This window comes from Arthrobacter sp. 05L45_2 (assembly GCF_056397525.1).
The window spans coordinates 1-24,777 of sequence record NZ_JBFTNO010000022.1 but is presented as its reverse complement, the minus strand read 5'-3'; the positions used below and the strand labels follow the sequence as shown (position 1 = coordinate 24,777).

21 protein-coding genes and 1 pseudogene are annotated in these 24,777 nt (G+C 68.2%); 10 read left to right on the top strand and 12 right to left on the bottom strand.

Going from position 1 to position 24,777, the window contains the following annotated elements; all coding sequences use genetic code 11:
* Positions 1–263 (top strand): annotated as a pseudogene (locus AC1DHD_RS03390) (TetR/AcrR family transcriptional regulator); the annotation flags it as partial.
* 93 nt (positions 264–356) lie between these two features.
* Positions 357–2,495, top strand: a complete 2,139-nt coding sequence (locus tag AC1DHD_RS03385; protein WP_476878339.1) for an acyl-CoA dehydrogenase family protein — start codon at positions 357–359, stop codon at positions 2,493–2,495.
* A 73-nt stretch (positions 2,496–2,568) separates the two neighbouring features.
* Here the strand turns inward: AC1DHD_RS03385 and glgA are convergent, their stop codons facing one another.
* The gene (gene glgA / locus AC1DHD_RS03380; protein ID WP_476878338.1) at positions 2,569–3,768 is read right to left on the bottom strand and encodes a glycogen synthase; all 1,200 of its coding nucleotides are present in this window, start codon (positions 3,766–3,768) and stop codon (positions 2,569–2,571) included.
* Positions 3,769–3,869: 101 nt separating this feature from the next.
* Between glgA and glgC the strand changes: the two genes are divergently transcribed.
* The 3 genes from glgC to AC1DHD_RS03365 all read left to right on the top strand — a co-directional run bounded on the left by glgC (position 3,870) and on the right by AC1DHD_RS03365 (position 7,372).
* Positions 3,870–5,270: a glucose-1-phosphate adenylyltransferase gene (gene glgC, locus AC1DHD_RS03375; protein ID WP_476878337.1), complete on the top strand. Its 1,401-nt coding sequence runs from the start codon at positions 3,870–3,872 to the stop codon at positions 5,268–5,270.
* 39 nt (positions 5,271–5,309) lie between these two features.
* Complete coding sequence (locus tag AC1DHD_RS03370; protein ID WP_476878336.1) at positions 5,310–6,818, top strand: SDR family NAD(P)-dependent oxidoreductase; 1,509 nt, start codon at positions 5,310–5,312, stop codon at positions 6,816–6,818.
* 86 nt (positions 6,819–6,904) lie between these two features.
* A complete protein-coding gene (locus tag AC1DHD_RS03365; protein WP_476878335.1) occupies positions 6,905–7,372 on the top strand; it encodes a pyridoxamine 5'-phosphate oxidase family protein in 468 nt (155 codons plus the stop codon).
* A gap of 40 nt (positions 7,373–7,412) precedes the next feature.
* On the opposite strand, the gene AC1DHD_RS03360 is transcribed toward AC1DHD_RS03365, so the two are convergent.
* Complete coding sequence (locus AC1DHD_RS03360) at positions 7,413–7,856, bottom strand: universal stress protein (RefSeq protein ID WP_476878334.1); 444 nt, start codon at positions 7,854–7,856, stop codon at positions 7,413–7,415.
* Between the two features lie 369 nt (positions 7,857–8,225).
* Here AC1DHD_RS03360 and AC1DHD_RS03355 point away from each other — a divergent pair, with 369 nt between their 5' ends.
* Complete coding sequence (locus AC1DHD_RS03355; RefSeq protein ID WP_476878333.1) at positions 8,226–8,954, top strand: response regulator; 729 nt, start codon at positions 8,226–8,228, stop codon at positions 8,952–8,954.
* Positions 8,955–8,997: 43 nt separating this feature from the next.
* On the opposite strand, the gene AC1DHD_RS03350 is transcribed toward AC1DHD_RS03355, so the two are convergent.
* Positions 8,998–10,695, bottom strand: coding sequence for a GAF domain-containing sensor histidine kinase (locus AC1DHD_RS03350; RefSeq protein ID WP_476878340.1), 1,698 nt, complete (start codon positions 10,693–10,695; stop codon positions 8,998–9,000).
* Between the two features lie 160 nt (positions 10,696–10,855).
* Between AC1DHD_RS03350 and AC1DHD_RS03345 the strand changes: the two genes are divergently transcribed.
* On the top strand, positions 10,856–11,341 hold the full coding sequence (locus AC1DHD_RS03345; protein WP_476878332.1) for a pyridoxamine 5'-phosphate oxidase family protein: 486 nt from the start codon (positions 10,856–10,858) through the stop codon (positions 11,339–11,341).
* Between the two features lie 28 nt (positions 11,342–11,369).
* Here the strand turns inward: AC1DHD_RS03345 and AC1DHD_RS03340 are convergent, their stop codons facing one another.
* Genes AC1DHD_RS03340 through AC1DHD_RS03330 form a run of 3 tightly spaced genes read right to left on the bottom strand, consistent with a single transcriptional unit; the run spans position 11,370 to position 14,732 of the window.
* Positions 11,370–12,221, bottom strand: coding sequence for a transglutaminase family protein (locus tag AC1DHD_RS03340; RefSeq protein ID WP_476878331.1), 852 nt, complete (start codon positions 12,219–12,221; stop codon positions 11,370–11,372).
* Positions 12,218–13,144 (bottom strand): alpha-E domain-containing protein, encoded by a 927-nt coding sequence (locus AC1DHD_RS03335; protein WP_476878330.1) that lies wholly within the window; start codon positions 13,142–13,144, stop codon positions 12,218–12,220. The genes AC1DHD_RS03340 and AC1DHD_RS03335 overlap by 4 nt, the downstream gene beginning before the upstream one ends.
* Positions 13,137–14,732 carry a circularly permuted type 2 ATP-grasp protein gene (locus AC1DHD_RS03330; protein ID WP_476878329.1) on the bottom strand — a complete coding sequence of 532 codons (1,596 nt, stop codon included), beginning with the start codon at positions 14,730–14,732 and terminating at the stop codon, positions 13,137–13,139. The genes AC1DHD_RS03335 and AC1DHD_RS03330 overlap by 8 nt, the downstream gene beginning before the upstream one ends.
* Positions 14,733–14,841: 109 nt before the next feature.
* Between AC1DHD_RS03330 and AC1DHD_RS03325 the strand changes: the two genes are divergently transcribed.
* Both AC1DHD_RS03325 and pepN read left to right on the top strand, forming a co-directional pair.
* Positions 14,842–15,876, top strand: a complete 1,035-nt coding sequence (locus AC1DHD_RS03325; RefSeq protein ID WP_476878328.1) for a YeiH family protein — start codon at positions 14,842–14,844, stop codon at positions 15,874–15,876.
* 46 nt (positions 15,877–15,922) lie between these two features.
* Positions 15,923–18,547, top strand: coding sequence for an aminopeptidase N (gene pepN, locus AC1DHD_RS03320; RefSeq protein WP_476878327.1), 2,625 nt, complete (start codon positions 15,923–15,925; stop codon positions 18,545–18,547).
* Between the two features lie 5 nt (positions 18,548–18,552).
* On the opposite strand, the gene AC1DHD_RS03315 is transcribed toward pepN, so the two are convergent.
* The 5 genes from AC1DHD_RS03315 to AC1DHD_RS03295 form a co-directional block, all read right to left on the bottom strand.
* Positions 18,553–19,656 (bottom strand): lipoate--protein ligase family protein, encoded by a 1,104-nt coding sequence (locus AC1DHD_RS03315; RefSeq protein WP_476878326.1) that lies wholly within the window; start codon positions 19,654–19,656, stop codon positions 18,553–18,555.
* A 122-nt stretch (positions 19,657–19,778) separates the two neighbouring features.
* Positions 19,779–20,036, bottom strand: a complete 258-nt coding sequence (locus AC1DHD_RS03310; protein WP_056739465.1) for a type B 50S ribosomal protein L31 — start codon at positions 20,034–20,036, stop codon at positions 19,779–19,781.
* Between the two features lie 200 nt (positions 20,037–20,236).
* Positions 20,237–21,046, bottom strand: coding sequence for a TrmH family RNA methyltransferase (locus AC1DHD_RS03305; protein WP_476878325.1), 810 nt, complete (start codon positions 21,044–21,046; stop codon positions 20,237–20,239).
* A gap of 7 nt (positions 21,047–21,053) precedes the next feature.
* Positions 21,054–21,839, bottom strand: a complete 786-nt coding sequence (locus AC1DHD_RS03300) for a sulfite exporter TauE/SafE family protein (RefSeq protein ID WP_476878324.1) — start codon at positions 21,837–21,839, stop codon at positions 21,054–21,056.
* Positions 21,840–21,858: 19 nt separating this feature from the next.
* Complete coding sequence (locus AC1DHD_RS03295) at positions 21,859–22,644, bottom strand: ABC transporter ATP-binding protein (RefSeq protein ID WP_476878323.1); 786 nt, start codon at positions 22,642–22,644, stop codon at positions 21,859–21,861.
* A gap of 133 nt (positions 22,645–22,777) precedes the next feature.
* Here AC1DHD_RS03295 and serB point away from each other — a divergent pair, with 133 nt between their 5' ends.
* Entirely contained in the window at positions 22,778–23,674 is an 897-nt protein-coding gene (gene serB, locus AC1DHD_RS03290; protein ID WP_476878322.1) for a phosphoserine phosphatase SerB, read from the top strand.
* Positions 23,675–23,750: 76 nt separating this feature from the next.
* On the opposite strand, the gene AC1DHD_RS03285 is transcribed toward serB, so the two are convergent.
* Complete coding sequence (locus AC1DHD_RS03285; RefSeq protein ID WP_476878321.1) at positions 23,751–24,515, bottom strand: SDR family oxidoreductase; 765 nt, start codon at positions 24,513–24,515, stop codon at positions 23,751–23,753.
* Between the last annotated feature and the right edge of the window lie 262 nt (positions 24,516–24,777).

The following is a 24,777-nucleotide window of genomic DNA, read 5'->3' as shown; positions in this document are numbered from 1 at the left end:
GGGCCCTGGGGCACTTCTTCGCCGCCATCAGCGAGATGATCGCCGTGCCGATGCGCCACCAGCTGCGCGCCATCCCCGGCAAGGAAGCGGTCATCGGCTACTGGCCCAACGCCGCGATCGGCCTGGTGCGGAACGCCGGCGAACAATGGCTGGCCAGTCCCGACTCCCCCGTCAAGCCCGGCCAGGAGGCCATGGCCCGCCAGATCACCGACTGGTTGTGCGTCGGCGTCGCCCCAGAGCTCCGGGAACCCCCGCCGCTTTAGCCGTGCTGGGGCCGCAGCCCCAGCACCACCCCGCGAACACCACCCATTAACGACCGCCAGAACCACAGTGTCAGTACCAACGAAGGAATCGACATGACTGAACTCGCCAACCGCCCCGCCGCGTCGCCTGCCGCCCCGCCGGCCGCCGCCGCAGCCGGAGCACCCGCCGTCGACGTCGCCGCCCTCGGCGAACTGCTACTGGGCAAATGGGCCACGGTCCGCCTCACGGCCCGGGAACTGGCAGGCCGTCCGGAACTGCACAAGACCGAGGGCCTGACCCACACCGAGCACCGCAAGCGCGWGTTCGACCAGCTGAAGATCCTGGTGGACAACGGCGCCGTGCACCGGGCCTTCCCCGTGGAGGTCGGCGGCGAGGACGAACACGGCGGCAACGTGGCCGGCTTCCAGGAACTCGTGATCGCCGATCCCTCCCTGCAGATCAAAGCCGGGGTGCAGTGGGGACTCTTCGGGTCAGCGGTAAACCACCTCGGCACCGAAGAGCACCACCGCAAGTGGCTTCCGGGCATCATGAGCCTGGAGATCCCCGGCTGCTTTGCCATGACCGAGACCGGGCACGGCTCGGATGTCGCCAGCATCGCCACCACCGCCACCTATGATCCCGCCACCGAAGAGTTCGTGGTCCACACTCCGTTCCGCGCCGCCTGGAAGGACTACATCGGCAACGCGGCCGTGGACGGCCTGGCCGCCGTCGTCTTCGCGCAGCTCGTCACCAACGGCGTCAACCACGGCGTCCATGCCTTCTACATGGACCTCCGCGACCCCGAGACCAAGGAATTCCTGCCCGGGATCGGTGGTGAGGACGACGGCGTCAAGGGCGGCCTCAACGGCATCGACAACGGCCGGCTGCACTTCACCCGGGTCCGGATCCCCCGGACCAACCTGCTCAACCGCTACGGCAACGTCGACGCCGACGGCACCTACACTTCGCCGATTGCCAGCCCCGGCCGGCGCTTCTTCACCATGCTCGGCACCCTGGTCCAAGGCCGGGTATCCCTCGACGGCGCCGCCGTGACCGCGTCCAAGCTGGCCCTCAAGACCGCTATCCAGTACGCCTCGGAGCGGCGCCAGTTCAACGCTTCCTCCCTGACGGACGAGGAAGTCCTCCTGGACTACCAGCGGCACCAGCGCCGGCTGTTCACCCGGCTCGCCACCACCTACGCCGCCGGCTTCGCCAGCGAACAACTGCTGCAGAAGTTCGACGACGTCTTCTCCGGCCGGAACGACACGGACGAGGACCGCCAGGACCTGGAGACCCTCGCCGCCGCCCTCAAGCCGCTAAGCACCTGGCACGCGCTCGACACCCTGCAGGAATGCCGCGAAGCCTGCGGCGGCGCCGGCTTCCTGATCGAGAACCGGTTCGCGTCGCTGCGCGCCGACCTCGACGTCTACGCCACGTTCGAAGGCGACAACACGGTGCTGCTGCAGCTCGTCGCCAAGCGGCTGCTCGCCGATTACGCCAAGGAGTTCCGCAACGTGGACTTCGGTGTCCTCGCCCGCTATGTCGTGGGCCAGGCCACCGGCGCGGCCATCCACCGGACCGGGCTGCGCGGCGTGGCCCAGTTCATGGCGGACTCCGGGTCCGTGCAGAAGGCCGCCACCGCCATCAAGGACGAGTCCGGGCAGCGTGCCCTGCTGACCGAACGGGTCCAGGCCATGGTGGCCGACGTCGGGGCCGCCCTCAAGGGCGCGAACAAGCTGCCGCAGGCGCAGGCCGCCGCGCTGTTCAACAGCCACCAGAACGAGCTCATCGAGGCCGCCCTGGCGCACGCCGAACTGCTGCAGTGGGAGGCCTTCACCGAGGCGCTCGGCACAGTCACCGACCCAGGAACCAAGGCAGTGCTCACCTGGCTGCGGGACCTCTTCGGCCTGTCCCTGATCGAAAAGCACCTCTCCTGGTACCTCATGAACGGCCGGCTTTCGATGCAGCGGGCCCGCACCGTGGGTGAATACATCAACCGCCTCCTCGTCAAGATCCGTCCGCACGCCCTGGACCTGGTGGACGCCTTCGGTTACGGCCCCGAACACCTCCGCGCGGCCATCGCCACCGGGGCGGAAAAGACACGGCAGGATGAGGCCCGGGAGTTCTTCCGGCAGCAGCGCGCCAGCGGCAGCGCCCCGCTCGACGAGAAGATCCTGCTGGCCCGTAAAGCCCGCGAAGGCAAACAGGGCGGCAAGACCGGGTCCGGTCCGGCGCGCGCCAAGCGCGGCTAGGTCCACCGACGCATAACGACGGCGCCGCCCCGGKTGGGGCGGCGCCGTCGTTGTTGCTACGGAGGTACTGGTCCTACTGCGGGAGGACCGAGCGGTAGACCTCAAGGGTGGTTTCCGTAATGGATTCCCAGGAGAAATGTTCCTCGGCCCGGCGCCGGCCTGCGCGGCCCATTTCACGGGCCCGGACAGGGTCGGAAACAACCTCGGTCAGGGCCGCCGCGAATTCCGTCACGAATTTCTCCGGATCCAGCGGCGTTCCGGTGCCGTCGGTGACCTGTTCAAGCTGCACTAGCAGGCCCGTCTCGCCGTGCTGCACAACCTCCGGGATGCCGCCGGTGGCGCTGGCCACCACAGCTGCTCCGCAGGCCATGGCCTCAAGGTTCACAATGCCCAGCGGCTCGTATATCGACGGGCAGGCGAAGGCGGTGGCGTGGCTGAGGACCTGGATCAGTTCCCGCCGCGGGAGCATCCGCTCCACCAGGACCACGCCGCTGCGCTGGGCCTGCAGCTCCTCGATCAGCCGCGCGGTTTCCGCGGCCAGCTCCGGGGTGTCCGCCGCGCCCAGGCACAGCACCAGCTGGACGTCCGCGGGAAGCTTCGCGGCCGCCCGCAACAGGTAGGGCACACCCTTCTGCCGGGTGTTGCGGCCCACAAAGACCACACTCGGGCGCTCCGGGTCGATGCCGAGGGCGCGGACGACGTCGTCATCCTTGTCCCGGTTCCAGAGGCTGACGTCGATGCCGTTGTGAACCACCCGGACCTTTGCCGGGTCCACGTCGGGGTAGCTGCGCAGGATGTCCTGGCGCATGCCTTCCGAGACGGCGATGATGGCGGCCGCGGCCTCGTAGGCGGTCTTCTCCACCCAGGAGGACAGTGCGTAGCCGCCGCCGAGCTGTTCGGCCTTCCACGGCCGCAGCGGCTCCAGGCTGTGGGCGCTGAGCACATGCGGGATCCCGTGCAGGAGCGAGGCGATGTGCCCGGCCATGTTCGCGTACCAGGTGTGCGAGTGCACCAGGTCCGCGCCGGCGATGTCCGGGACGATCCGCAGGTCCACGCCCAGGGTCTGTACCGCGGCGTTCGCGCCGGACAGATCCTCGGGCACGGGATATGACGTCACGGTGGCTCCGTGGTAGTCCGGGGTGCGCGGCGCGCCGAAGGCCCGCACCTGCAAATCGACCCTCCCGGCCAGCACCCGGCTGAGTTCGGCTACGTGGACGCCGGCGCCCCCATAGATTTCGGGCGGGAATTCCTTGGTCACAATGTCTATACGCACAACCCCAAGGTAGTCGTTCCGGCTGATCTGTTCTAGTGTGAAGAGGTCCGGGAACACCGGACAGTTTTGGGGAGCAACGAAGGCGTTCAGGAGCTATCACTATGCCGCATCAGAAGAAAGTCCTGGCCATTGTCCTCGCAGGTGGCGAGGGAAATAGGCTGATGCCATTGACGGCCGACCGGGCCAAGCCGGCCGTACCTTTCGCCGGCAGTTACCGGCTCATTGATTTCGCCCTTTCGAATCTGGTGAATTCGCGCTATTTGCAGATTGTGGTGCTCACGCAATACAAATCCCACAGCCTCGACCGGCACATTTCCGAGACCTGGCGGATGTCCACGCAGCTGGGCAACTACATCGCCTCCGTGCCGGCCCAGCAGCGCGTCGGCAAGAGCTGGTTCCTCGGCAGCGCCAACGCCATCTACCAGTCGCTGAACCTGATCCACGACGCGAATCCGGACATCGTCGTCGTCGTCGGCGCCGACCACGTCTACCGCATGGACTTCGCGCAGATGGTGGCCCAGCACGTGGCCAGCGGCGCGAAAGCGACCGTGGCCGCCGTCCGCCAGCCCCTCCACATGGCCGACCAGTTCGGCGTCATCGAAGTGGACCAGCAGAACCCCGAGAAGATCGCGGCGTTTGTGGAGAAGCCGTCCTCGACGCCGGGCCTCGCCGCCGACCCCAGCCAGTTCCTGGCCTCCATGGGCAACTACGTCTTCGACGCCGAGGCGCTGGTCGAGGCGCTGCACGTTGACGCCGAACGCCTGGACACCAAGCACGACATGGGCGGGGACATCATTCCCTACTTCGTGGACCAGGGCGAAGCCGGCGTGTACGACTTCACCCTCAACGACATTCCCGGCTCCACGGACCGGGACCGCACCTACTGGCGTGATGTCGGCACCATCGACTCGTTCTACGACGCGCACATGGACCTGATCTCCCCCGTCCCGGTGTTCAACCTCTACAACTCCGAATGGCCGATCTACACCCGGCAGAGCATCTCCCCGCCGGCCAAGTTCGTCCGCGGCGAGGGCCGCACGGTCGGCACGGCGCTGGACTCGATTGTGGCCAGCGGCGTGGTGATCTCCGGCGGCATCGTGGAGGGCTCCGTGCTCTCCAACGACGTCTACGTCGGCACCGCGGCACGGGTGCTCGATTCGGTCCTGATGGACAAGGTCCAGGTCGGGGCGGGCGCAGTGATCAAGCGCGCCATCATCGACAAGAACGTCCGGATCCCGGCCGGCGCCGCTATCGGCCTGGACCMGGACCTGGACCGGGCCCGCGGGTTCAAGGTCACCGAATCAGGCATCACCGTGCTCGCTAAGGGCCAGGAGGTTCCCGAACCCGGCGACGACGAACGGTCGCTGTCCGCGGCCAACCTCTACCTGGTCCCGGACGCCGTGAAGACGGCCACCGAGAACTGGCCGGCCGGACGCGAGTCAGTCGAGAAGGTTGGCGAGGTGCACGCGGCCGCCGTCGGCGTCGAACCCCCCGCGCAGTAGCTGTAAAACCCCTGCGCAGTTGGCTGTAAAATTGGGTCAATGAGCTCCCCCGATCTGCCTCCTGCGCCGTTCACTGAATTGCAGTCCAGTGAATCGCCGGCCACTGCTGAACTGACCCCCGAGGAGATCGAGGCCTGCCTCAAAGTCCTGAACAGCATCCACGTCTACGACGAGGAGCACCCGGACTACGTCTCGGTCCGCCGCGCCACGGGGAAAATGTTCAAGGCCGTCAAGCGCCACCGCCGGGTGACCAAGCGGGACCTGATTGCCGAAGCCGACCGCGCCGTGATTGCCCAGACCGCGACGGCGGCGCCGGACCGGATCGACGACGAGACCCGCGGCAACAAACTGGCGACCTCCGCCACCGGGGAGGTCGCCGGTCACCTGATCAGGTCGCGGCCCTGCTACATCTGCAAGCAGCACTACACCCAGGTGGATGCGTTTTACCACCAGCTGTGCCCCGAGTGTGCGCTGTTCAGCCACAGCAAGCGCGACGCCCGCACCGACCTGACCGGCCGGCGGGCCCTGCTGACGGGCGGACGGGCGAAGATCGGGATGTACATCGCCCTGCGGCTGCTCCGGGACGGCGCCCACACCACGATCACCACCCGTTTCCCCAAGGACGCGGCCCGGCGTTTCGCCGCGATGGAGGACAGCGGCGACTGGCTGCACCGGCTCCGGATCGTCGGCATCGACCTGCGGGACCCCTCGCAGGTGATGGCGCTGACCGACTCCCTGGACGCCGCGGGACCGCTCGATATCATCATCAACAACGCGGCCCAGACGGTGCGCCGCTCCGGGAACGCGTACAAGCCATTGGTCGACGCCGAAGACGAGCCCCTGCCGGCAGCCCTGGAGGCGGCCAACGGCGGCCCCGAGCTGGTCACCTTCGGGCACGCGCACGACAAGCACCCCCTGGCCCTGGCCAGTTCCGTGCTGGAACACCCCGTCCTGGCCGGTGACGCCATCACCTCGCTGGCGCTCTCCACCGGGTCGGCATCCCTTGAACGGATCGCTTCGGGCACCGCCATCGACGCCGGCGGCCTGGTCCCTGACCTCGCCACCATCAACAGCTGGACGCAGGTGGTGGATGAGGTGGATCCGCTCGAAATGCTCGAGGTGCAGCTCTGCAACGTCACGGCGCCGTTCCTGCTGGTCAGCCGGCTGCGCGGGGCCATGAAATGCTCCACGGCACGGCGGAAGTACATCGTCAACGTCAGCGCTATGGAGGGGCAGTTCTCCCGCGCCTACAAGGGGCCCGGCCACCCGCACACCAACATGGCCAAGGCCGCACTGAACATGATGACCCGCACCAGCGCCAAGGAAATGCTCGAGTCCGACGGCATCCTGATGACCGCCGTCGACACCGGCTGGATCACCGATGAGCGGCCGCACTACACCAAGGTCCGGCTGATGGAGGAAGGCTTCCACGCCCCGCTGGACCTGGTGGACGGCGCCGCGCGGGTTTACGACCCCATTGTGATGGGCGAAGCCGGCGAGGACCAGTACGGCGTCTTCCTCAAGGACTACAAGGCCTGCCCCTGGTAGCAACCGCGTTGCGGCCCCTCCCGGGCCCGGTTGCACGGGCCTTATGGCCCTAATGGGGTTCCGGAAGCGGTCCGTAACGTGGAGCCGTGACTACGACGACTCCGCAGCCGAATTTCCAGTTGTCCATCGACCAGTGCTGGGTGCTGCTCGACAGCGAGGTGGTGGGACGGATCGCCCTGATTGTGGACGCGCACCCGGAGGTCTTTCCGGTGAACTTCGTCCTGCACCGCCGCTCGATCGTGTTCCGGACCGCCGGCGGGACGAAGCTGTGGGGCGCGATCACGGCCAAACCGGTGGCCTTCGAGATTGACGGCTATGACGCCCACGAGCAGGCGGCATGGAGCGTCGTGGCCCGCGGCGAGGCCGAGCTCATCGAGGACCAGGCTGAAAAGGACGCCGTGGACGAGCTGCTGCTGGAGCCCTGGCAGCCCGGCGAGAAGAACTACTACGTACGGCTGGCACCCAAGGCCCTGACCGGGCGCCGGTTCAAAGTGAACAACCCCGATGTGTGGCGCACCCGGCTCGCGGATCCGCGGCGGGCAGCTTTCGAATAGAGCCGGAGGCCTGGGCGCTGCGGCTCAGCGCTTTACGGAGTCAGCGCTTCTCCGGGGCATGCACCACCAGCACGGGACAGTGTGCATGGGCCACGAGGGCCGAGCTCACGGACCCGAGCAGCAGCCCGCCGAAACCGCCGTGGCCGCGCCGGCCCAGCACCAGCAGGTCCGCCGTCTTGCTTTCGTCCAGCAGTACCCGGCGCGGATGCCCCTGCACCAACCGGGTTTCCACATTGGCAGGCAGGTCCTCACCGAAGGCCTTGGTCACCGTGGATTCAAGGAGCTCCCCGGCCCTGACGTCGAAGTCGTCGATGCCCATCGCCACGTAGCCGTCGTAGACCGGGGGAACGTCCCAGCAGGCCATCGCGATAATCGCGGCCGATAGCGGTCCGGCGAGCTGTTGGGCCTGCCGCAGCGCCTCGACGGACGCGTCAGAGCCGTCGACGCCCACCACGATTCTCCGGATGCCCGTTGCCTCGCTCATAACTCTTCCCTTCATCCCGCCCGGCCGGGCGTTGCACCAACGATCGCGCCGTGCCGCGCCGCGGGCTAGGGCCGAAGGTCACGGCGCCACGGCGGCGGGTCCGCTACAACCTGTCCAGTAGGCCTAAGGGCCCTTGCCCGGCGAGGGTACCAGCCGGAGACTTGCTGTGCGCGGCCAAGAAATATTCTGGCCCAGCAACCACTGCGGTCCCCCAGGGGCCACAATGGAGGATACTATTCCACCGCACTCCAGGGACCAGCAGCCGGGGTCCCGCACAACATGGACGGACGCGGCCTGCCACGGGCCCACACCGCGAGCTTGGGGGCTCGGCGGGACCCGGGGCCTGGCAAGCGCCCGGACGGGAGAAAGATGATTGCCTGGACGGACGCCGGTCTCACCGCAGCCGAGGACCCCACCGCGGTGATCCGCGTCTTCATCCTCGACGACCACGAGCTGGTGCGCCGCGGCCTGCAGGAGCTGCTGGAGGGTGAGGGTTTTCTGGTGGTCGGCAGCTCAGGTTCCGCAGTGGAGGCAACCCGGCGTATCCCCGCGCTGCATCCGGACGTCTGCGTCCTGGACGCGAGGCTGCCCGATGGCACCGGGATCGAAGTCTGCCGTGACGTGCGCTCCGTCGATCCCACCCTCAACTGCATCATCCTCACCAGCTTCGACGACGAGCAGGCCCTGCGCGGGGCGGTGCTCGCCGGCGCCTCGGGGTATGTGCTGAAGGAGATCGGCGGGACCGACCTGATCGGGGCCCTGCGGCGAGCCGCGGCCGGCGAATCCCTCTTCGAGGACGGCGTGGCCGCGGGCGTGGTGGAAAGCCTGGTGGAGACCGAAGAAGTGGACCCGCGGACGGCGGCCCTCACCCCGCAGGAACGCCGTGTGCTGGAGCTGGTCGGCGGCGGTCTGACCAACCGGCAGATAGCGGCCGAGATGTTCCTGGCAGAGAAGACGGTCAAGAACTACGTTTCATCGCTGCTGGCCAAACTCGGATTCGAGCGCCGCACCCAGGCGGCGGTCTTTATTGCCAGCCCCTCGGGGAATGCCGCGGCGGGCGTCCCGTCCGAAGCTGCCAGGCARCACAGCGTCCACTGATCCCGGCGGCCCTTACCGGCTGGCGCCTGCCGCCGGGCAGGTGCTACACCGGCACGGACCATTCGACGCTGGTCCCGGCCTCCGGCGCCGTCGTGATGGTGCAGTGACCGTCCAGCATCCGGGCCCGGTCCTCGAGGTTGGCGAGTCCGTTGCGTTCCTGGTTCTCGTCAAACCCGGACCCGTTGTCCGTGATGACCACCGTGACCTGGCCCTTGATGACGGCTACCGATACCGAAATCGCGTCCGCCCCGGAGTGCCGGATCGCGTTGCTCAGTCCTTCCGAGACGACGGCCACCACGTTGTCTGCCTTCTCCGGAGTGACGGCGTCCACCGGACCGGTCAGGGTCAGCCGGGGCGTGAACGGCATGGATTTGGCGGAGCTGCGGGTGACCCGGCGGATCCGGCCGCTCAGCAGCTCTGTTTCGCCGCTGCTGCTGCGCAGCGAGTAGATCGTGTCCCGCAGACTCCTGATCGCCTCATCCAGTTCGCCGGTGATGTTCCGGATCCGCTCGGTGGCGAGTTCGTCCTTGGTGTAGCGGGTCAGGCTCTGCACGCTCAGTCCGGCGGCGAAGAGCCGCTGGATGACGAGGTCGTGCAGGTCCCGGGCGATCCGGTCCCGGTCGGTGAACACTAACAACTCCTCGCGGAGCCGGTGCACGCGGGCGAGTTCCAGGGCGAGGGCAACGTGCGATCCGAAGACGGCGCCCATCTCGATATCGGTGCGGGTGTACCGCAGGGACTCCGGCTTGCGGGCCAGGAGCAGGAGTCCGTGGTGTGCGCCCTGGGTGCTCAGGGCAACGGCCAGTACGGGCCCGAGCGAGCCGCCGTCGAAGTCCTGCAGCACTCCTGCCGAGGGCTCCACCATGACAGGTTCGCCGCCGGCGAGGACGTCCTCCAGCTCGGGCGCGCCGAGCTCCAACACTTTGCCGGTGAAGTCCTTCGCCTGCTCCCCCGCGGCCCCGGCCACCACGTAGCCGGTCCCGGACGCAGCCGGCGCCGCGATGAGCGCCAGCCGGGAATCCGATTCCTGCAGGGCGCGGGCGGCGATCGGGTCGAGCCCGCCCGCGGTGTAGTCCAGGTCACTGCCCAGCAGCAGCCCGGAGACGTCCATGCAGGCCTCGAGCCAGCGGGCCCGGCGGCGGGCGTCGTCGTACAGCTTGGCGTTTTCGATGGCGACGCCGGCAGCGGCTGCCAGCGCCACCGCAAGGCCTTCGTCCTCGTCGCTGAAGTCCCCGCCGCCCTCTTTTTCGGTCAGGTACAGGTTGCCGAACACGGTATCCCGGACCCGCACCGGCACGCCCAAAAAGGATTTCATGATCGGGTGGTGCTTCGGGAATCCGTAGGCTTCAGGATGTTTGCGCAGGTCCTCGAGCCGCAGCGGCCGGGGTTCCCTGGTGAGCAGGCCCAGCACTCCGTGGCCCACTGGAAGGGCCCCGATCTGGCTGGCCAGTTCGCCGTCAATCCCAACGCTGATAAAGTGGTTCAGCCCCTGGTCTTCCCCGATCACCCCCAGCGCCCCGTACCGGGCGCCCAGCAGGTGGCAGGCGGACTGGACGACGCGTTCGAGGACTGCATCAAGGCTGAGGTCCTCGGCAACGGCGACGACGGCTTCGAGGAGGCCGGCCATCCGCTCCTCGGACTGGTGCACGGCGCCGGCACGGGACACGAAATCCTTGAGCAGGTCCTCGATCCGGGACGCCCCGGAGCTCATGACTTCCGGGCTGTTACCAGGAGATTGCATCTTCAATGGCCCCAATCCTCAGCACGTACATCCGCGCCGATGCCGTGATGCCAGACTACCCTCATCCCTTACTAACGGGCCCCTATGACCGGTGGTTTATTACGCCGCCGGGCCCTTGTGCCCTACCCCGCCCGGCGCTGCCCGGCATAGGCTCGCCGCCATGAGCACCGATCCGAAAGCGGCTGCTGGCCAGCCCCACGCCGTCGAGAACCTGGATAACCACGAGTGCTGGCGGTTGTTGCGCAGCGTCACTGTGGGCCGGATGGCTGTGTGGGTGGACGACCACCCGGACATCTTCCCGGTCAACTACAAAGTGGACCACGGGACCCTGGTCTTCCGGACAGCGGAGGGCACCAAGCTGCAGGCCGCCACGGGCGACACGCCAGTGGCCTTGGAGGCCGATGGCGTCGATGCCGACAGCGGGGTCGCCTGGAGCGTGGTCATCAAGGGCCAGGCCGCCGCGGTGAAAAACCAGGAAGAAGTCCTCGACACGGTCGGGCTGCTGCTGTTCCCCTGGCAGGCCGGCAAAAAGGAACACTTTGTGCGCATTACGCCGGACACCATCACCGGCAGGCGGTTCAAGATTGTCCCGCCGCTGACCTGGTGGACGCCGCTGGACGACGCCACCCGGTCCGGCCTCGAGTAGCTCTGCCGGGACTCTCCGGGCCGTGCGACTAGGCCAGCCGGGTGATCTCCACCGTCACTGAGAGCGCCGATCCGCCGCCGCCGGAGAGGATGCCCTTCAGCGGGGGAACATCCCGGTAGTCCCGGCCGCGGGCCACCGTGACGTGGAAATCGCCGGCGGGTTTGTGGTTGGTCGGGTCCCAGCTGCGCCATTCCCCGTCCCACCATTCCAGCCACGCGTGTGACTGGCCTGCGACCGTCTCGCCGAGGTCCGCCGTCGAGCGCGGATGCAGGTAACCGGAAACGTAACGGGCAGGGATTCCGCAGCTGCGCAGCGCCCCGATCGCAAGGTGGGCGAGGTCCTGGCAGACACCCTGCCGCTGGTTCCACGCCTCTTCGGCGTTGGTGGTCACACCGGTGGAACCCTTCATGTAGCTCATCTCGCCGCGCATCCACTCGAATATGGCCATCGCCGCTTCGTGCGGGTTACGGCCCTCGACGACGCCCGGAACGATGGCGAGCACCTCGTCGCCCGGTCCGGTCAGCTGGGACTGCGGAATCCAGTCGCTGAACTGATTCAGGGTTTCCGGGGCGGAGAGCACGTCCCAGCCGACAATGTCCGCTTCCGCCGCGATCCGCTCCACGCGGTGCACTTCCACCGTGGTGGTGGAGAGGACCTCGAGGTGGTCGTGCGGCATCTGCATGTCGAAGGCCGTGACACGGGTCCCCCAGTAGTCCCGGTAGCTGCTGAGCGCGGCCTGGGACGGCGAGACCTTCATGGAGGACTCCAGGACCACCTGCTGAGGGTCCGTCAGCGGGGTCATCCGGGCCTCGTTGTAGGAGAGGGTGACCCGCCGGTTGTATTTGTAGGCGGTTTTGTGCGTGATGCTGAGCCGGGTCATGAAACTTCTCCCACCCAGGCCAGTTCGTCTGCCTGATTGAAGTACTTACGGGAAATGGCGTCCGAGGCCTGCGATACAGCCTTCTGCACGCGCTCCATGTGTTCGGGCAGCTCGGACATGAGGTCGTCTGTGCGGTGGAACTCGAGGAACGTCCGGGCCTGCCCGACGATCCGGCGGGCGTCGTTGATGAACCCGACTCGCTGGGCCGAGGGGTCCAGCTTGGCCAGGCACTCGTCCGCGTCCCGCAGGGCGTAGACGATCGAGCGCGGGAAGAGCCGGTCCAGCAGCAGGAACTCGGCCGCGTGCTGGTCGCCGAACGCGGCGCGGCGGGTGCGCAGGAACGATTCGTAGGCGCCGGCGCAGCGGAGCATGTTCACCCAGGACATCCCGGCAGAGAGCACGTCCCGGGTGGAGAGCATACGGGCCGTCATGTCGGCACGCTCCAGTGACCGGCCGAGGACCAGGAACAGCCAGCTCTCGTCGTGGCTGACCGTGGTGTCCGCCAGGCCGCTGACCATGGCGGTGCGCTCCAGCACCCAGTTGCAGAACCGGTACGTGCCCACCACGTCCTTGCGGTGCTGGTTCAGCCCGTAGTAGGTGGTGTTCAGGCTCTCCCAGAGCCCGGAGGACACGGTTTCCCGGGCACGGCGGGCGTTCTCCCGCGCCGCCCCGAGGGAACCGGCAATCGAGGTGGCGCTCTGCTTGTCGTAGGCCAGGGCGTGCAGGAGCTCGTCGAGGCCGAAGTCATCGGACTGCGGCCGGGCGCCCATCACGGCGAGGAGTTCCTGCGCGACGCTGCGCTGTTCGTCCATCGGGAGGTGGTTGAGCCGCTCAAGGTGCACGTCCAGGATGCGGGCTGTACCGTCGGCGCGTTCCACGTAGCGGCCGATCCAAAACAGTGACTCGGCAATACGGCTAAGCATTCGCGGCTACCTCCTGCGCGTCGGACATCTGCTGCTGTTGCTGCTCTTTCTGGCTGTCGCGCCAGTTGCTCTCCACGGGCCAGACTGAGACCCGCTCGCGGACCGCGATCGCCGGGCGTGGCAGGACCTCCACCGGGACCTGCGGGGAATCCGCCAGCACCCAGGTGTCCTTTGAGCCGCCGCCCTGGCTGGAGTTCACAATCAGGGACCCTTCCTTCAGCGCCACCCGGGTCAGGCCGCCGGGCAGGACCCAGACGTCGTCGCCGTCGTTGACTGCGAAGGGCCGCAGGTCCACGTGCCGCGGACCGAACTTGTCGCCGCTGAGGGTGGGGACTGTGGACAGCTGCAGGACCGGCTGTGCGATCCAGCCGCGCGGGTCTGCGATGATGCGTTTGCGCAGCGCCTCGAGTTCGTCCTTGGAGGCGTCGGGCCCGATGACCAGGCCCTTGCCGCCGGAGCCGTCCACGGGCTTGACCACCAGTTCGTCGAGCCGGTCCAGGACGTGCTCCCGGGCCTCGGCTTCTTCCAGTCGGAAAGTATCCACGTTGGCGATGACCGGCTCTTCGCCCAGGTAGTAGCGGATCAGGTCCGGCACGTAGCTGTAGACCAGCTTGTCGTCCGCGACGCCGTTGCCCACCGCGTTGGCGATCGTGACGCCGCCGGCGCGGGCGGCGTTGACCAGGCCGGGGCAGCCGAGCATGGAATCGGAGCGGAACTGCAGCGGGTCGAGGAACTCGTCGTCGATGCGCTTGTAAATCACGTCCACGCGCTGCTCGCCCGCGGTGGTGCGCATGTAGACGCGGTTGCCGCGGCAGATGAGGTCGCGGCCCTCGACGAGCTCGACGCCCATCAGGCCGGCCAGGAGGGTGTGCTCAAAGTAGGCGCTGTTGAACACGCCCGGGGTCAAGACCACCACGGTGGGGTCGTCCACGCCCGACGGGGCCGTCTTGCGCAGCGCGGAGAGCAACCGGCGCGGGTATTCCTCGACCGGGCGGATGAGCTGCTGGCCGAACGCCTCAGGCAGGCCCTTGGCCATGGCCCGACGGTTCTCCAGGACGTAGCTGACACCCGAGGGGACCCGGACGTTGTCCTCCAGGACCCGGAACGTGCCCGCGGCGTCGCGGACGACGTCGATGCCGGAAATGTGGACGCGGACGCCGCCGGCCGGCTCGAAGCCGTGGACCTGGCGGTGGAAGTGCGCGCTGGTGGTGACGAGCTGGCGCGGAATGACGCCGTCGGCGACTACCGCCATCTTGCCGTAGACATCGTTGAGGAACGCTTCAAGGGCCTTGACGCGCTGCGCCACTCCGCGTTCGAGGACAGCCCACTCGTCGGCCGGGATCACCCGGGGCACGATGTCGAGGGGGAAAGGCCGTTCCTCGCCGGCGAAGTCGAACGTGACGCCGCGGTCCAGGAAGGTCCGGGCCATGGAGTCGGCGCGGGCGGTGACGTCGGCCAGCGAGAGTTCCTGCAGCGCCCCGGCAACCTGGCCGTAGGAGCGGCGGGCCTCCTGGCCCGGAGTGAACATCTCGTCGTAGGCGCCGCTGCGGCCGGCGGCCTCGGAGTAATCCTGGAAAAGGTCAGACATGCCCACTAGCCAACCACCTTTTCGTTACGAAATCATTTCGACTGGCCCTGCGGGGCGTGTTGCAGCTCACGCTGCAATGTTTGTCCCGCGATTAGGGCAAGGTTGAGGCGTGCCCCGATTTGTTAACGTTTTCCGGCAGCGCCGCCCGGGTAGTTTCCGGCGGCTGGTGCCGGGCCTGCTGGCGTGCGCTGCCSCCGTCGTCCTCGCCCTCGGCGTCCACCTGCTGCTGCCCGCCGTGCCGGCCATGACGGTGGCGGTGGTCCTGGGGCTGCTGGCCGCCAATCTTCCGGGCCTGGCCGGCTGGAGCGCCGGGACGGGCCGGCCCGGCCTGGACTTCGCGGGCAAGCACCTGATGCGCAGCGGCGTGGTGGTACTGGGCCTAAAAGTCAGTGTGGTGGACGTCCTGGGCCTCGGCTGGCCCGCCCTGCTGCTGATTACTGGCGTGGTGCTGGCGGCGTTTGCCGGCACGTATGGCATTGGCCGGCTGTTCCGGCTGACGCCCACGGTGTCCCTTCTCATCGCCACCGGCTTCTCCATCTGCGGGGCCTCCGCGATCGGTGCCATGGCCGCTGTGCGCCGCATCCGGCAACAGGACACCGTGCTGCCGATCGCCCTCGTCACCCTGTGCGGCACCCTGGCCATCGGTGTGCTGCCGCTCCTGATCGGCCCGCTGGGGCTCGGGCCGGAAGCCTTCGGTGCGTGGGCGGGCGCGTCGGTCCACGACGTGGGCCAGGTGGTCGCCACGGCCCAGACCGCCGGCGCCTCGGCGCTCGCCGTCGCCGTGATCGTCAAGCTCACCCGTGTGCTGCTGCTCGCGCCCATGGTCGCAGCTGCCGGGATCCACCACCGGATMGGGTCCGACGCCGGCGGACGCCTCCCGCCCGTGGTGCCGCTGTTCGTCGTGGGCTTCATCGCGATGGCCGCCCTCCGCAGCACCGGCTGGCTCTCCCCCGGGGTGCTCGAGGCCGCCGCCCTGCTGCAGGACCTGCTGCTCGGGATGGCGTTGTTCGGCCTCGGCTCCGCCGTCCGGGTGGGGCACCTGCTGCGGACGGGGACCAGCGCGCTCCTGGCTGCGCTCGCGTCGTGGCTCCTGATCGCCGCGCTGGGCCTGGGCGCCGCCGTCGTCCTCGTGCCCGGACGGTAGCCGGCCCGCGGCGGTGCGGCGGCACCGCGCGTGATTAGATAGCGGAGTGTCGAACCAGAACCTGAGCCGTGACGAAGCGGCAACCCGCTCAGCCCTGATCACCACCCACAGCTACGACGTCTCCCTGGACGTCCGGCAGGCGGCCGATCCCACCGTGGCCGGCTACACCAGCCGCAGCGTCATCACCTTCTCGGCCAGCGAACCCGGCGCCTCCACGTTCCTGGACTTCATCGGCAGTTCCGTGCACAGCGTGTTCCTCAACGGCAAGGGCCTGCCGGTGGCCGACGTGGTGGATGGCTCCCGGATCCTGCTGGAGAACCTGCAGGCCGAGAACCAGGTCACCGTCACCGGAACGGCGCTCTTCAGCACCTCCGGCGAGGGCATGCACCGATTCTTCGATCCCGCGGACGGCCAGTGCTACCTCTACACCCAGTACGAGCCCGCCGACGCGCGCCGGGTGTTCGCGAACTTCGAACAGCCCGACCTCAAGGCCGAATTCACGTTCCATGTGATGGCACCCTCCGGGTGGCAGGTCTCCTCCAACGGCGCCGAAACCGGCCGGACGCAGCTGAGCAGCGATCCCGCGACAAGCCGCTGGGACTTCGCCCCCACCAAGCCCATGTCCACCTACATCACCACCGTCCTCGCCGGGCCCTACTTCAAGGCCGAGGACAGCTGGCAGGGAACCCTCAGCGACGGCTCGGCCCTGGACGTACCCCTGGCCCTCTACTGCCGGGCCTCGATGGCGTCCTCCTTCGACACGGACGAACTGTTCCGGCTGACCCGCAACGGCCTGGCCTTCTTCAACGAACTCTTCGACTTCCCGTACCCGTGGGGCAAGTACGACCAGGCCTTCGTCCCTGAATACAACCTCGGCGCCATGGAGAACCCCGGCCTGGTGACGTTCACCGAGAGCTACGTCTTCACGTCCCGGGCCGCCGATTCGCAGTACCAGGGCCGCGCCAACACGCTGCTGCACGAGATGGCCCACATGTGGTTCGGCGACCTCGTCACGATGCAGTGGTGGGACGACCTGTGGCTCAAGGAGTCCTTCGCCGACTACATGGGTACCCTCGGGGTGGACCGCACCACGGACTGGGACACCGCGTGGGTGAACTTCGCCAACAACCGCAAGGCCTGGGCCTACGTCCAGGACCAGCTGCCCACCACCCACCCCATCGTCGCGGACATCCCGGACCTCGAGGCTGCCAAGCAGAACTTCGACGGCATCACCTACGCCAAAGGCGCCTCGGTCCTGAAGCAGTTGGTGGCCTATGTGGGCTTTGAGGCCTTCATCGCCGGATCGCGCCGGTATTTCCGCGACCACGCCTACGGCAACACCACACTGGGCGACCTGCTGGCAGCCCTCAGCGCAGCCTCCGGCCGCGACCTGGCCGCCTGGGCCCGGCAGTGGCTCCAGACCTCCGGCATCTCCACGCTTACGGCCGATATCGAGGAGCACGACGGCGTGCTGGCTGCGGTTTCGCTGCACCAGCACGCTGAGGACCCCATCACCGGCCGGCAGGAACCCCGGCCGCACCGGCTGCGCATCGGCCTTTACAACCACAACGCCGCCGGCGCCCTGGTCCGCACGGACAGTGTGGAAACCGACGTCGACGGCGGCCTCACCCGGGTGGACCAGCTCGCCGGCAAGCCGCGGCCGGCGCTGCTCCTGGTCAACGACGAGGACCTCAGCTACGCGAAGGTCCGGCTCGATCCGCACTCCGAAGCCACCGTCCGGGCGTCCCTCTCGGCGATCAGCGATCCGATGGCCCGCGCCCTGTGCTGGACCGCGCTCTGGGATTCGGCCCGCGACGCCGTCAGCCCTGCCGCCCGCTACGTCGACGCCGTCCAACGGTTCGCCCCCGCGGAGCCGGGCATCGGCGTGCTCCTGGCCGTCCTGGGGAACGCCGGAACCGCAATCGAACGCTACGTCCCGGCCGCGGACCGGGACCGCGTCCGCCGCGAGTTCCTGGACACGGCAGCGGCGGAGCTGGCCCGGGCCGAAGCCGGCTCAGACCAGCAGCTGGCCTGGGCCCGCACCCTTGCCGCCACCAGCCGCTCTGACGCGGGCAGGCTCGACCTCATTGCAGCGCTCCTGGACGGCAGCACGGTGATCGAGGGGCTTTCCGTCGACGCGGAACTGCGCTGGAACTTCTGGCACACCCTGGCGGCGCACGGCCGGGCGGACATTGGCCTGCTCGACGCGGAACTGGCCCGGGACAACACCGCCTCCGGCAAATCCGGGCACGCGACGGCCCTCGCTGCACGGCCGGACCCGGCGGTCAAGGATGCGGCCTGGGACGCAGCCGTGCACGGCACCGCGTTGTCCAACCAGTTGCTCAGCGCCACGATCGCCGGGTTCAACACGGCTCCGGCCGCCCTGCTGGCTGGTTACGTCGAGCCGTACTTCGAGTGCATTGAACGGGTCTGGCGGGACCGCAGTATCGAGATCGCCAGCAGGATCGTCCGGGGGCTCTACCCTGCCGGGCAGGACCTCCCCCCGGCTGCGGCCGGCGGCGCGCCGCCGCGGCCTGAAGAGCACCCGGTCCTGGTGCGGACTGACAGGTGGCTCGCCGAGCACCCGACCGCGCCGCGGGCGCTGCGCCGCATCATCATCGAACAGCGCAGCCAGCTGCTGCGGGCACTCACGGCCCAGGCGGCCGGCTAGGACCACTACGGGACCCGGTGCAACCATTCGGTGGTGCCGAACTTGCTGTCGACCCGCTGCCGGGCGGCGTCGAGTTCGGCCTCCGTCAGCTCGGCCGGCGTCGCGCCGTAGCGTTCCGTGAAGACTTCCATCATGGCCGCGACGATCTCGGCGCGGGCCAGTCCGGTCTGCCGGCGCAACGGATCGACGCGCTTTTTGGCGCTGGTGGTGCCCTTGTCCGAGAGTTTTTCCTTGCCGATCCGCAGCACCTCAACCATTTTGTCGGCGTCGATGTCGTAGCTCATGGTGACGTGGTGCAGCATGCCGCCGTTGGCGAGCCGCTTCTGCGCCGCCCCGCCAATCTTGCCCTGGTCGGTGGCGATGTCATTCAGGGGCACGTAGAAGGCTTTGATCCCCACCCTGTCGAGGGCCGCCATGACCCACGCGTCGAGGAAACCGTAGGAGTCGGCGAAGCTGATGCCGTCCACCAGGGTCTGCGGCAGGTAGAGCGAGTAGGTGATGCAGTTGCCGGCCTCCATAAACATCGCGCCGCCGCCGCTGATCCGGCGGACCACGCTGATGCCGTGCCGGCTCACTCCGTCCGGGTGGACCTCGTTGCGGACGGACTGGAAGCTGCCGATCACCACGGACGGTTCCTCCCAGTCCCAGAACCGGAGGGTCGGGTTGCGGCGCCCGGCCCCGACTTCTTCGGTGAGGACTTCATCGAGGGCCACGTTCACGTGGGTGGGGAGCACCGACGGGCCGATGATGTTCCAGTGGTGGTCTCCCCAGCCCGTGGCCTTTGCCAGGGCGCGGCGGACGGCGATCGCGACGGCCTCGGCCGAGAAGCCGAACAGTACGGTGTCCTCGGGCAGCGCCGCCGTGACGGCAGCCGCGAGTTCTGCGGCGCTGGAGTCGGCCGGGAGCCCGGTGAGGCTGTGGTTGATCTCCGGCAGCGCCTCGTCGGGTTCGAGGAAGAAGTCCCCGCTGACCGAGACATGCGCCAGGACGCCGTCCGCGACCTCAAGGTCCACCACCACCAGTTTGCCGCCCGGGACTTTGTACTCGCCGTGGCGGCGCCCGCCGTCGTCCTCGGTGGTGGATTCTGCGGAGGCGGGGAAAGAAGTCATACCGCCATCCTCCCCCACTGCCGGGCCCAAACAGAACCGGGCGCCGGTGCGGCCGGCCCGGTACGCAAAAAGCCCGCACCGTTACCGGTGCGGGCTTTCCAAAAGACCTTGGGAGCAGAAAGTTACTTCTTGCCGCCGAAGCCCTTGAAGCGAGCGTTGAAGCGCTCGACGCGGCCTGCAGAGTCCATGATGCGCTGCTTGCCCGTGTAGAACGGGTGGGACTCGGAGGAGATTTCGACGTCGATGACCGGGTAGGTGTTTCCGTCTTCCCACTCGATGGTCTTCGAGGAAGACACGGTGGACTTGGTCAGGAACTTGACGCCGGAAGCCAGGTCGTTGAAAACAACAGCTTCGTACTTCGGGTGGATATCAGACTGCATAATTGGACCTTTGTTCRCGCAACTGGATTTTGCCAGCTGCCAGGTATGAGTGGGAGTGGCTGCYCGGCGCCKGAAGRCGCAGCACGGCCAGCTACCAATAMTAGCCCAGATCCGGCGGCCGGACGAACCTGGCCGTACACTGGCCTCCAGCGGATCTCCGCCGGTTGCCGGCCCGGTGCCGGCCCGGTGCCGTGGCCGCGTCAGTCGCGGGAGCGCAGCTCCCAGAACGCGACGGCGGAAGCCGCCGCGACGTTGAGCGAGTCGATGCCGGCGCGCATCGGGATTTTGACGGCGAGGTCGACTGCGGCCAGGGTCTCGGCGCTCATGCCCGCGCCCTCGGTGCCGAGGACCAGTGCCAGCCGTGCGGGGTTCCGGGCGGCGAGCACATCAACATCCACCGCGTCAGGGGTCAGTTCCATCGCGGCGACCAGGAAGCCGTGGTCCTTCAGCACCGACAGGTCACCGGGCCAGAGGTCCAGTCGCGCCCAGGGGACCTGGAAGACGGTGCCCATGCTGACCCGCACGCTCCGCCGGTAGAGCGGGTCGCCGCAGCGCGGGCTCACCAGCACGGCGTCGAGCCCCAGGGCGGCTGCGGAGCGGAAGATGGCGCCGACGTTGGTGTGGTCCACGATGTCTTCGAGGACGGCGATCCTCCGGGCGCCGGCGAGCAGTTCCGGCAGCGGCACCGGCGCGGGGCGGTGCATGGCGGCCATCGCCCCGCGGTGCAGGTGGAACCCGGTGATCTCCTCCAGCAGCGCGGCCGAACCGATGTAGGCCGGCACTTCCGGGTACGCGGCGAAAACGTCATCAAGGTCCTGCAGCCACTTCTCCGCGAGGAAGAACGAGCGCGGCCGGTGACCCGCCGCGAGGGCACGGCGCAGCACCCGGGAGGACTCAGCGATGTACATCCCCTCCGCGGGCTCCCTGAGTTTGCGCAGGTGAACGTCGGTCAGCTGGGTGTAGTCGGCCACACGCGGGTCGGCGGCGGAGTCGAGGTAGTGAAAGGTCACGGCCGGCTCAGTTCACCAGCTTGGCGATCATAAAGCCCAGCGCCACGGTGCCGAGGACGAAGATGACGCCGCGGAGGACCCGCGGGGAGAGCCTCCGGCCCACCTTGGAGCCGACGAGGCCGCCGATCAGCGAGCTGACGGCGATCAGGCCCACTGCACCCCAGCTGATCCGGTCGAAGGCGAAGAGCAGATAGGACGTGGCGGCGACGAGGTTGACCCCGAGGACCAGGATGTTCTTCATGGCGTTGGCGTTCTGCATGGTGCCGGCCATAAACACCCCGAGGATCCCGACCAGGAGGATCCCCTGCGCGGCCACGAAGTATCCGCCGTAGACGCCGGCGAGGAAAACGAGCACCACCAGCAGGAACCCGTGGCGTTTGTCCCGGCTGGCCTGTTCCGGGTCTGATTCCCGGTTCTGTACCCAGCTCTGGAGCCGGGGCTGGAACGCCACCATAAGCAGGGCCACCACGATCAGCGCGGGCGCGGCGTAGTGGAAGACCACCTCCGGGAGGTGCAGGAGCAGGTAGGCGCCGGTGATGCCGCCGAGCAGGGATGCCGGCAGCAGGCGGAGGAGCTGGGTCCGGCGTCCGGCCAGTTCCCTGCGGTAGCCCCACGCGCCGGCCGCGCTGCCCGCGACGAGACCCATGGCATTACTGATCGAGGCGGTGACGGGAGCGAATCCGAGCGCGATCAGCACCGGGAAGGTGACGAGTGTGCCGGAGCCGACCACGCTGTTGATGGTGCCGGCCCACAGGCCGGCGAAGAAGATGAGGACGCTGTTGAGTAACTCCACGCGCTGTCAGGGACCCCCGTCAGCGGCGGGCAGTGGCCGTGTACCGGCCGCCGGAGACATTGACGTCGAGTTCGACGCCGAACGTCTCACTGAGGTTTTCCGCGGTCAGCACCTCGCTGATCGGGCCGGAGGCGACGATGCCGCCGTCGCGCATCAGCAGGGCGTGGGTGAACCCGGGCGGGACCTCTTCGAGGTGGTGGGTGACCAGGACGATCGCCGGGGCGGCCTCATCGCGGGCGAGTCCGCTGAGCCGGTGGACGAGGTCTTCGCGGCCGCCGAGGTCCAGGCCCGCGGCGGGTTCGTCGAGCAGGAGCAGCTCCGGGTCCGTCATGAGGGCCCGGGCGATCTGCACGCGCTTGCGTTCACCTTCGGAGAGCGAGGCGAAGGGGCGGTTGAGCAGCGGGCCCATCCCCCATTCGTTCAGGAGGGCGAAGGCGCGCCGTTCGTCGTCTTTTTCGTAGCCTTCGCGCCAGCGGCCCGTGACACCGTASGCGGCGGTSACGACGACGTTGAGGACCTTCTCGTGYTCSGGGATCTGRTTGGCSAGKGCSGCSGAGGACAGGCCGATCCGCGGGCGGAGTTCRAAGACGTCCACGGCGCCGAGAATTTCCTCGAGGATCCCGGCCATGCCGCTGGTGGGGTGGATCCGGGCGGCGGCAACCTGCAACAGAGTGGTCTTGCCGGCGCCGTTGGGGCCCAGGATTACCCAGCGCTCGCCCTCCTTGACCTGCCAGTCGACCTTGTCCAGGAGGGTTTTCGCTCCACGTACAACGCTGACGGCGGCCAATTCAAGAACATCACTCATAGGAGTAGACATTAGGTCAAAAAACCAGACGACTGATAACCGGACAAACGGCCGCCGGGCGTCCCCATCCGCCTGCGTCACCGGAGCGAAACGAATTCAGGGCGGCCGGGCCGTGCTCGGTAGCATGGAAGCCATGAGTTCGAACGTGACCGCGGTCAGCTACGGCGCCCACCTTTCCGCCCCCGAGCTCGCGCAGGTCCGCGGGACGCTGGCAGCGATCGGGCTGGAGATCGGCGCCGAAAAAACCACGGGAGACGGCCGCTTTTCCGTCTACACCGCCGACTGCACCTCCGGGGCACCTGTCACGGCGGCCGGCCTGGCTGGACTGCGGCAGAGCCTGGCAGCGGCCGCCGTCCCCGGCATCGGCACTGCGCTCGTTCCGGCGGCCCTGCGGGAGGCTCCGCGGAAGTTCCTGATCATGGACGTGGACTCGACGCTCATCCGGCAGGAAGTCATCGAACTGCTTGCCGCGCACGCGGGCAAGCGCGAGGAGGTTGCCGCGGTGACGGAGGCGGCCATGCGCGGCGAACTCGACTTCGCTCAGAGCCTGCACGCCCGGGTAGCTGTCCTGGCCGGACTGCCGGCCGACGTCGTCGATTCCGTCCGGGCAGAAGTGCTGCTCAGTGACGGCGCCGCCGACCTGGTGGCGGCGTTTAAGGCGGCCGGGCATGTGGTGGCCGTGGTTTCCGGTGGCTTCAACCAGATTCTCGGGCCGATAGCCGAGGGCCTGGGACTGGACTACTGGATTGCCAATGAACTYGAAATCGTGGACGGTGCGCTGACCGGCAAGGTGCTCGGTGATGTGGTGGACCGTGCCGCGAAGGAGAAGTACCTCCGGGAGTGGGCGGCGGCGGAAGGCATTCCGATGGAGCACACCATCGCCGTCGGCGACGGGGCAAACGACCTCGATATGCTCGGCGCGGCCGGGATCGGGGTGGCGTTCAACGCCAAACCGGCCGTCCGTGCGGCCGCTGACGCGGCCCTCGACCTGCCCTACCTTGACGCGGTCCGGTACATCGCCGGCGTTTGAGGCCCGTTAACGCGGGATGACCCTTGGCGGCAGTGTCCTTGAAGAACACTGCCGCCAGGGGTCATCGCAGTGGTGGCTAGTTGGTGCCCGCGCCGCTTGACTTGTCGAAGTAGTCGGCGCCGCCGACGTATTCGGTGTGGCCGGTTTCGACGTCGGCGGTGGCCATCTTGGCGACCTCGGCAGCGAATTCCTTCACGGAGTACAGCTTGCCGGCCTCGGCGCGGCGGGCCTCGATGGCGCCGGGGTTGGAGCGGTCCAGCAAGGTGGCCGTGACGGTGCCCTCGATCATGTCGCCGGAGACAACCACCAGCGAGATGCCCTTGTCGGCCAGGGCAGGCACCAGGTCGCGGAGCGCGTCTTCGCCGGCGCGCTTGCTGCGGGCTACCGGCTCGTACTCCGGCATGGTGGGCACGGTGTCGATGAAGTGGGCCTGGTGGCTGGTCACGAAGACCACGCGGGAGCCCTCGGCCATCAGCGGTACGGCGGCGTTGAGCATGTTGACCTGGGCGTCGCGGTTGAGCTTGAGGGCGTAGCCCTCTTCCATACCGGATTCCATGCCGCCGGAGGCGTTCAGTACCAGCAGGTCCAGCGAGCCGAAGTTCTCCATCGCGGCGCTGGCCAGGGCCTGGACGCCTTCCTGCGTGGTCAGGTCGGCCCCAACGGCTGCCGCGCGGCCGCCCGCGGCCTCGATTTCCGCGACCACCTTGTTGGCGCGCGGCGCCTTCTGGCGGTAGTTGACGACGACGGCGGCACCCTCGGCGGCGAGGAACTTGGCCACGTCCGCGCCGATTCCCCGTGATGAACCGGTAACGATAGCGGTCTTGTTATCCAGCAGTCCCATACGAGCTCCTTTGTTCCAAACATCCAAATACTGGTGGGTCTGCTGTCCATCATGYCAGCGGTCCGGGCCAATCCGGTTGTTTGGGATCCACAAAGAAGCCGCACGGGCCTAGTTCAGGCAGCCGGGCGGCCGGGCCGCCAGTGCGCCCCGGCCTCCCTCGCGCGGCGGGCCTCAGCCGCGGTCCACCCGGATTTTGGTCCCGGACGTGTCCGGCGCCGCTACCGGGGCGGGCGCCCGCACTTCCAGGACCCCGTCCTTGTAG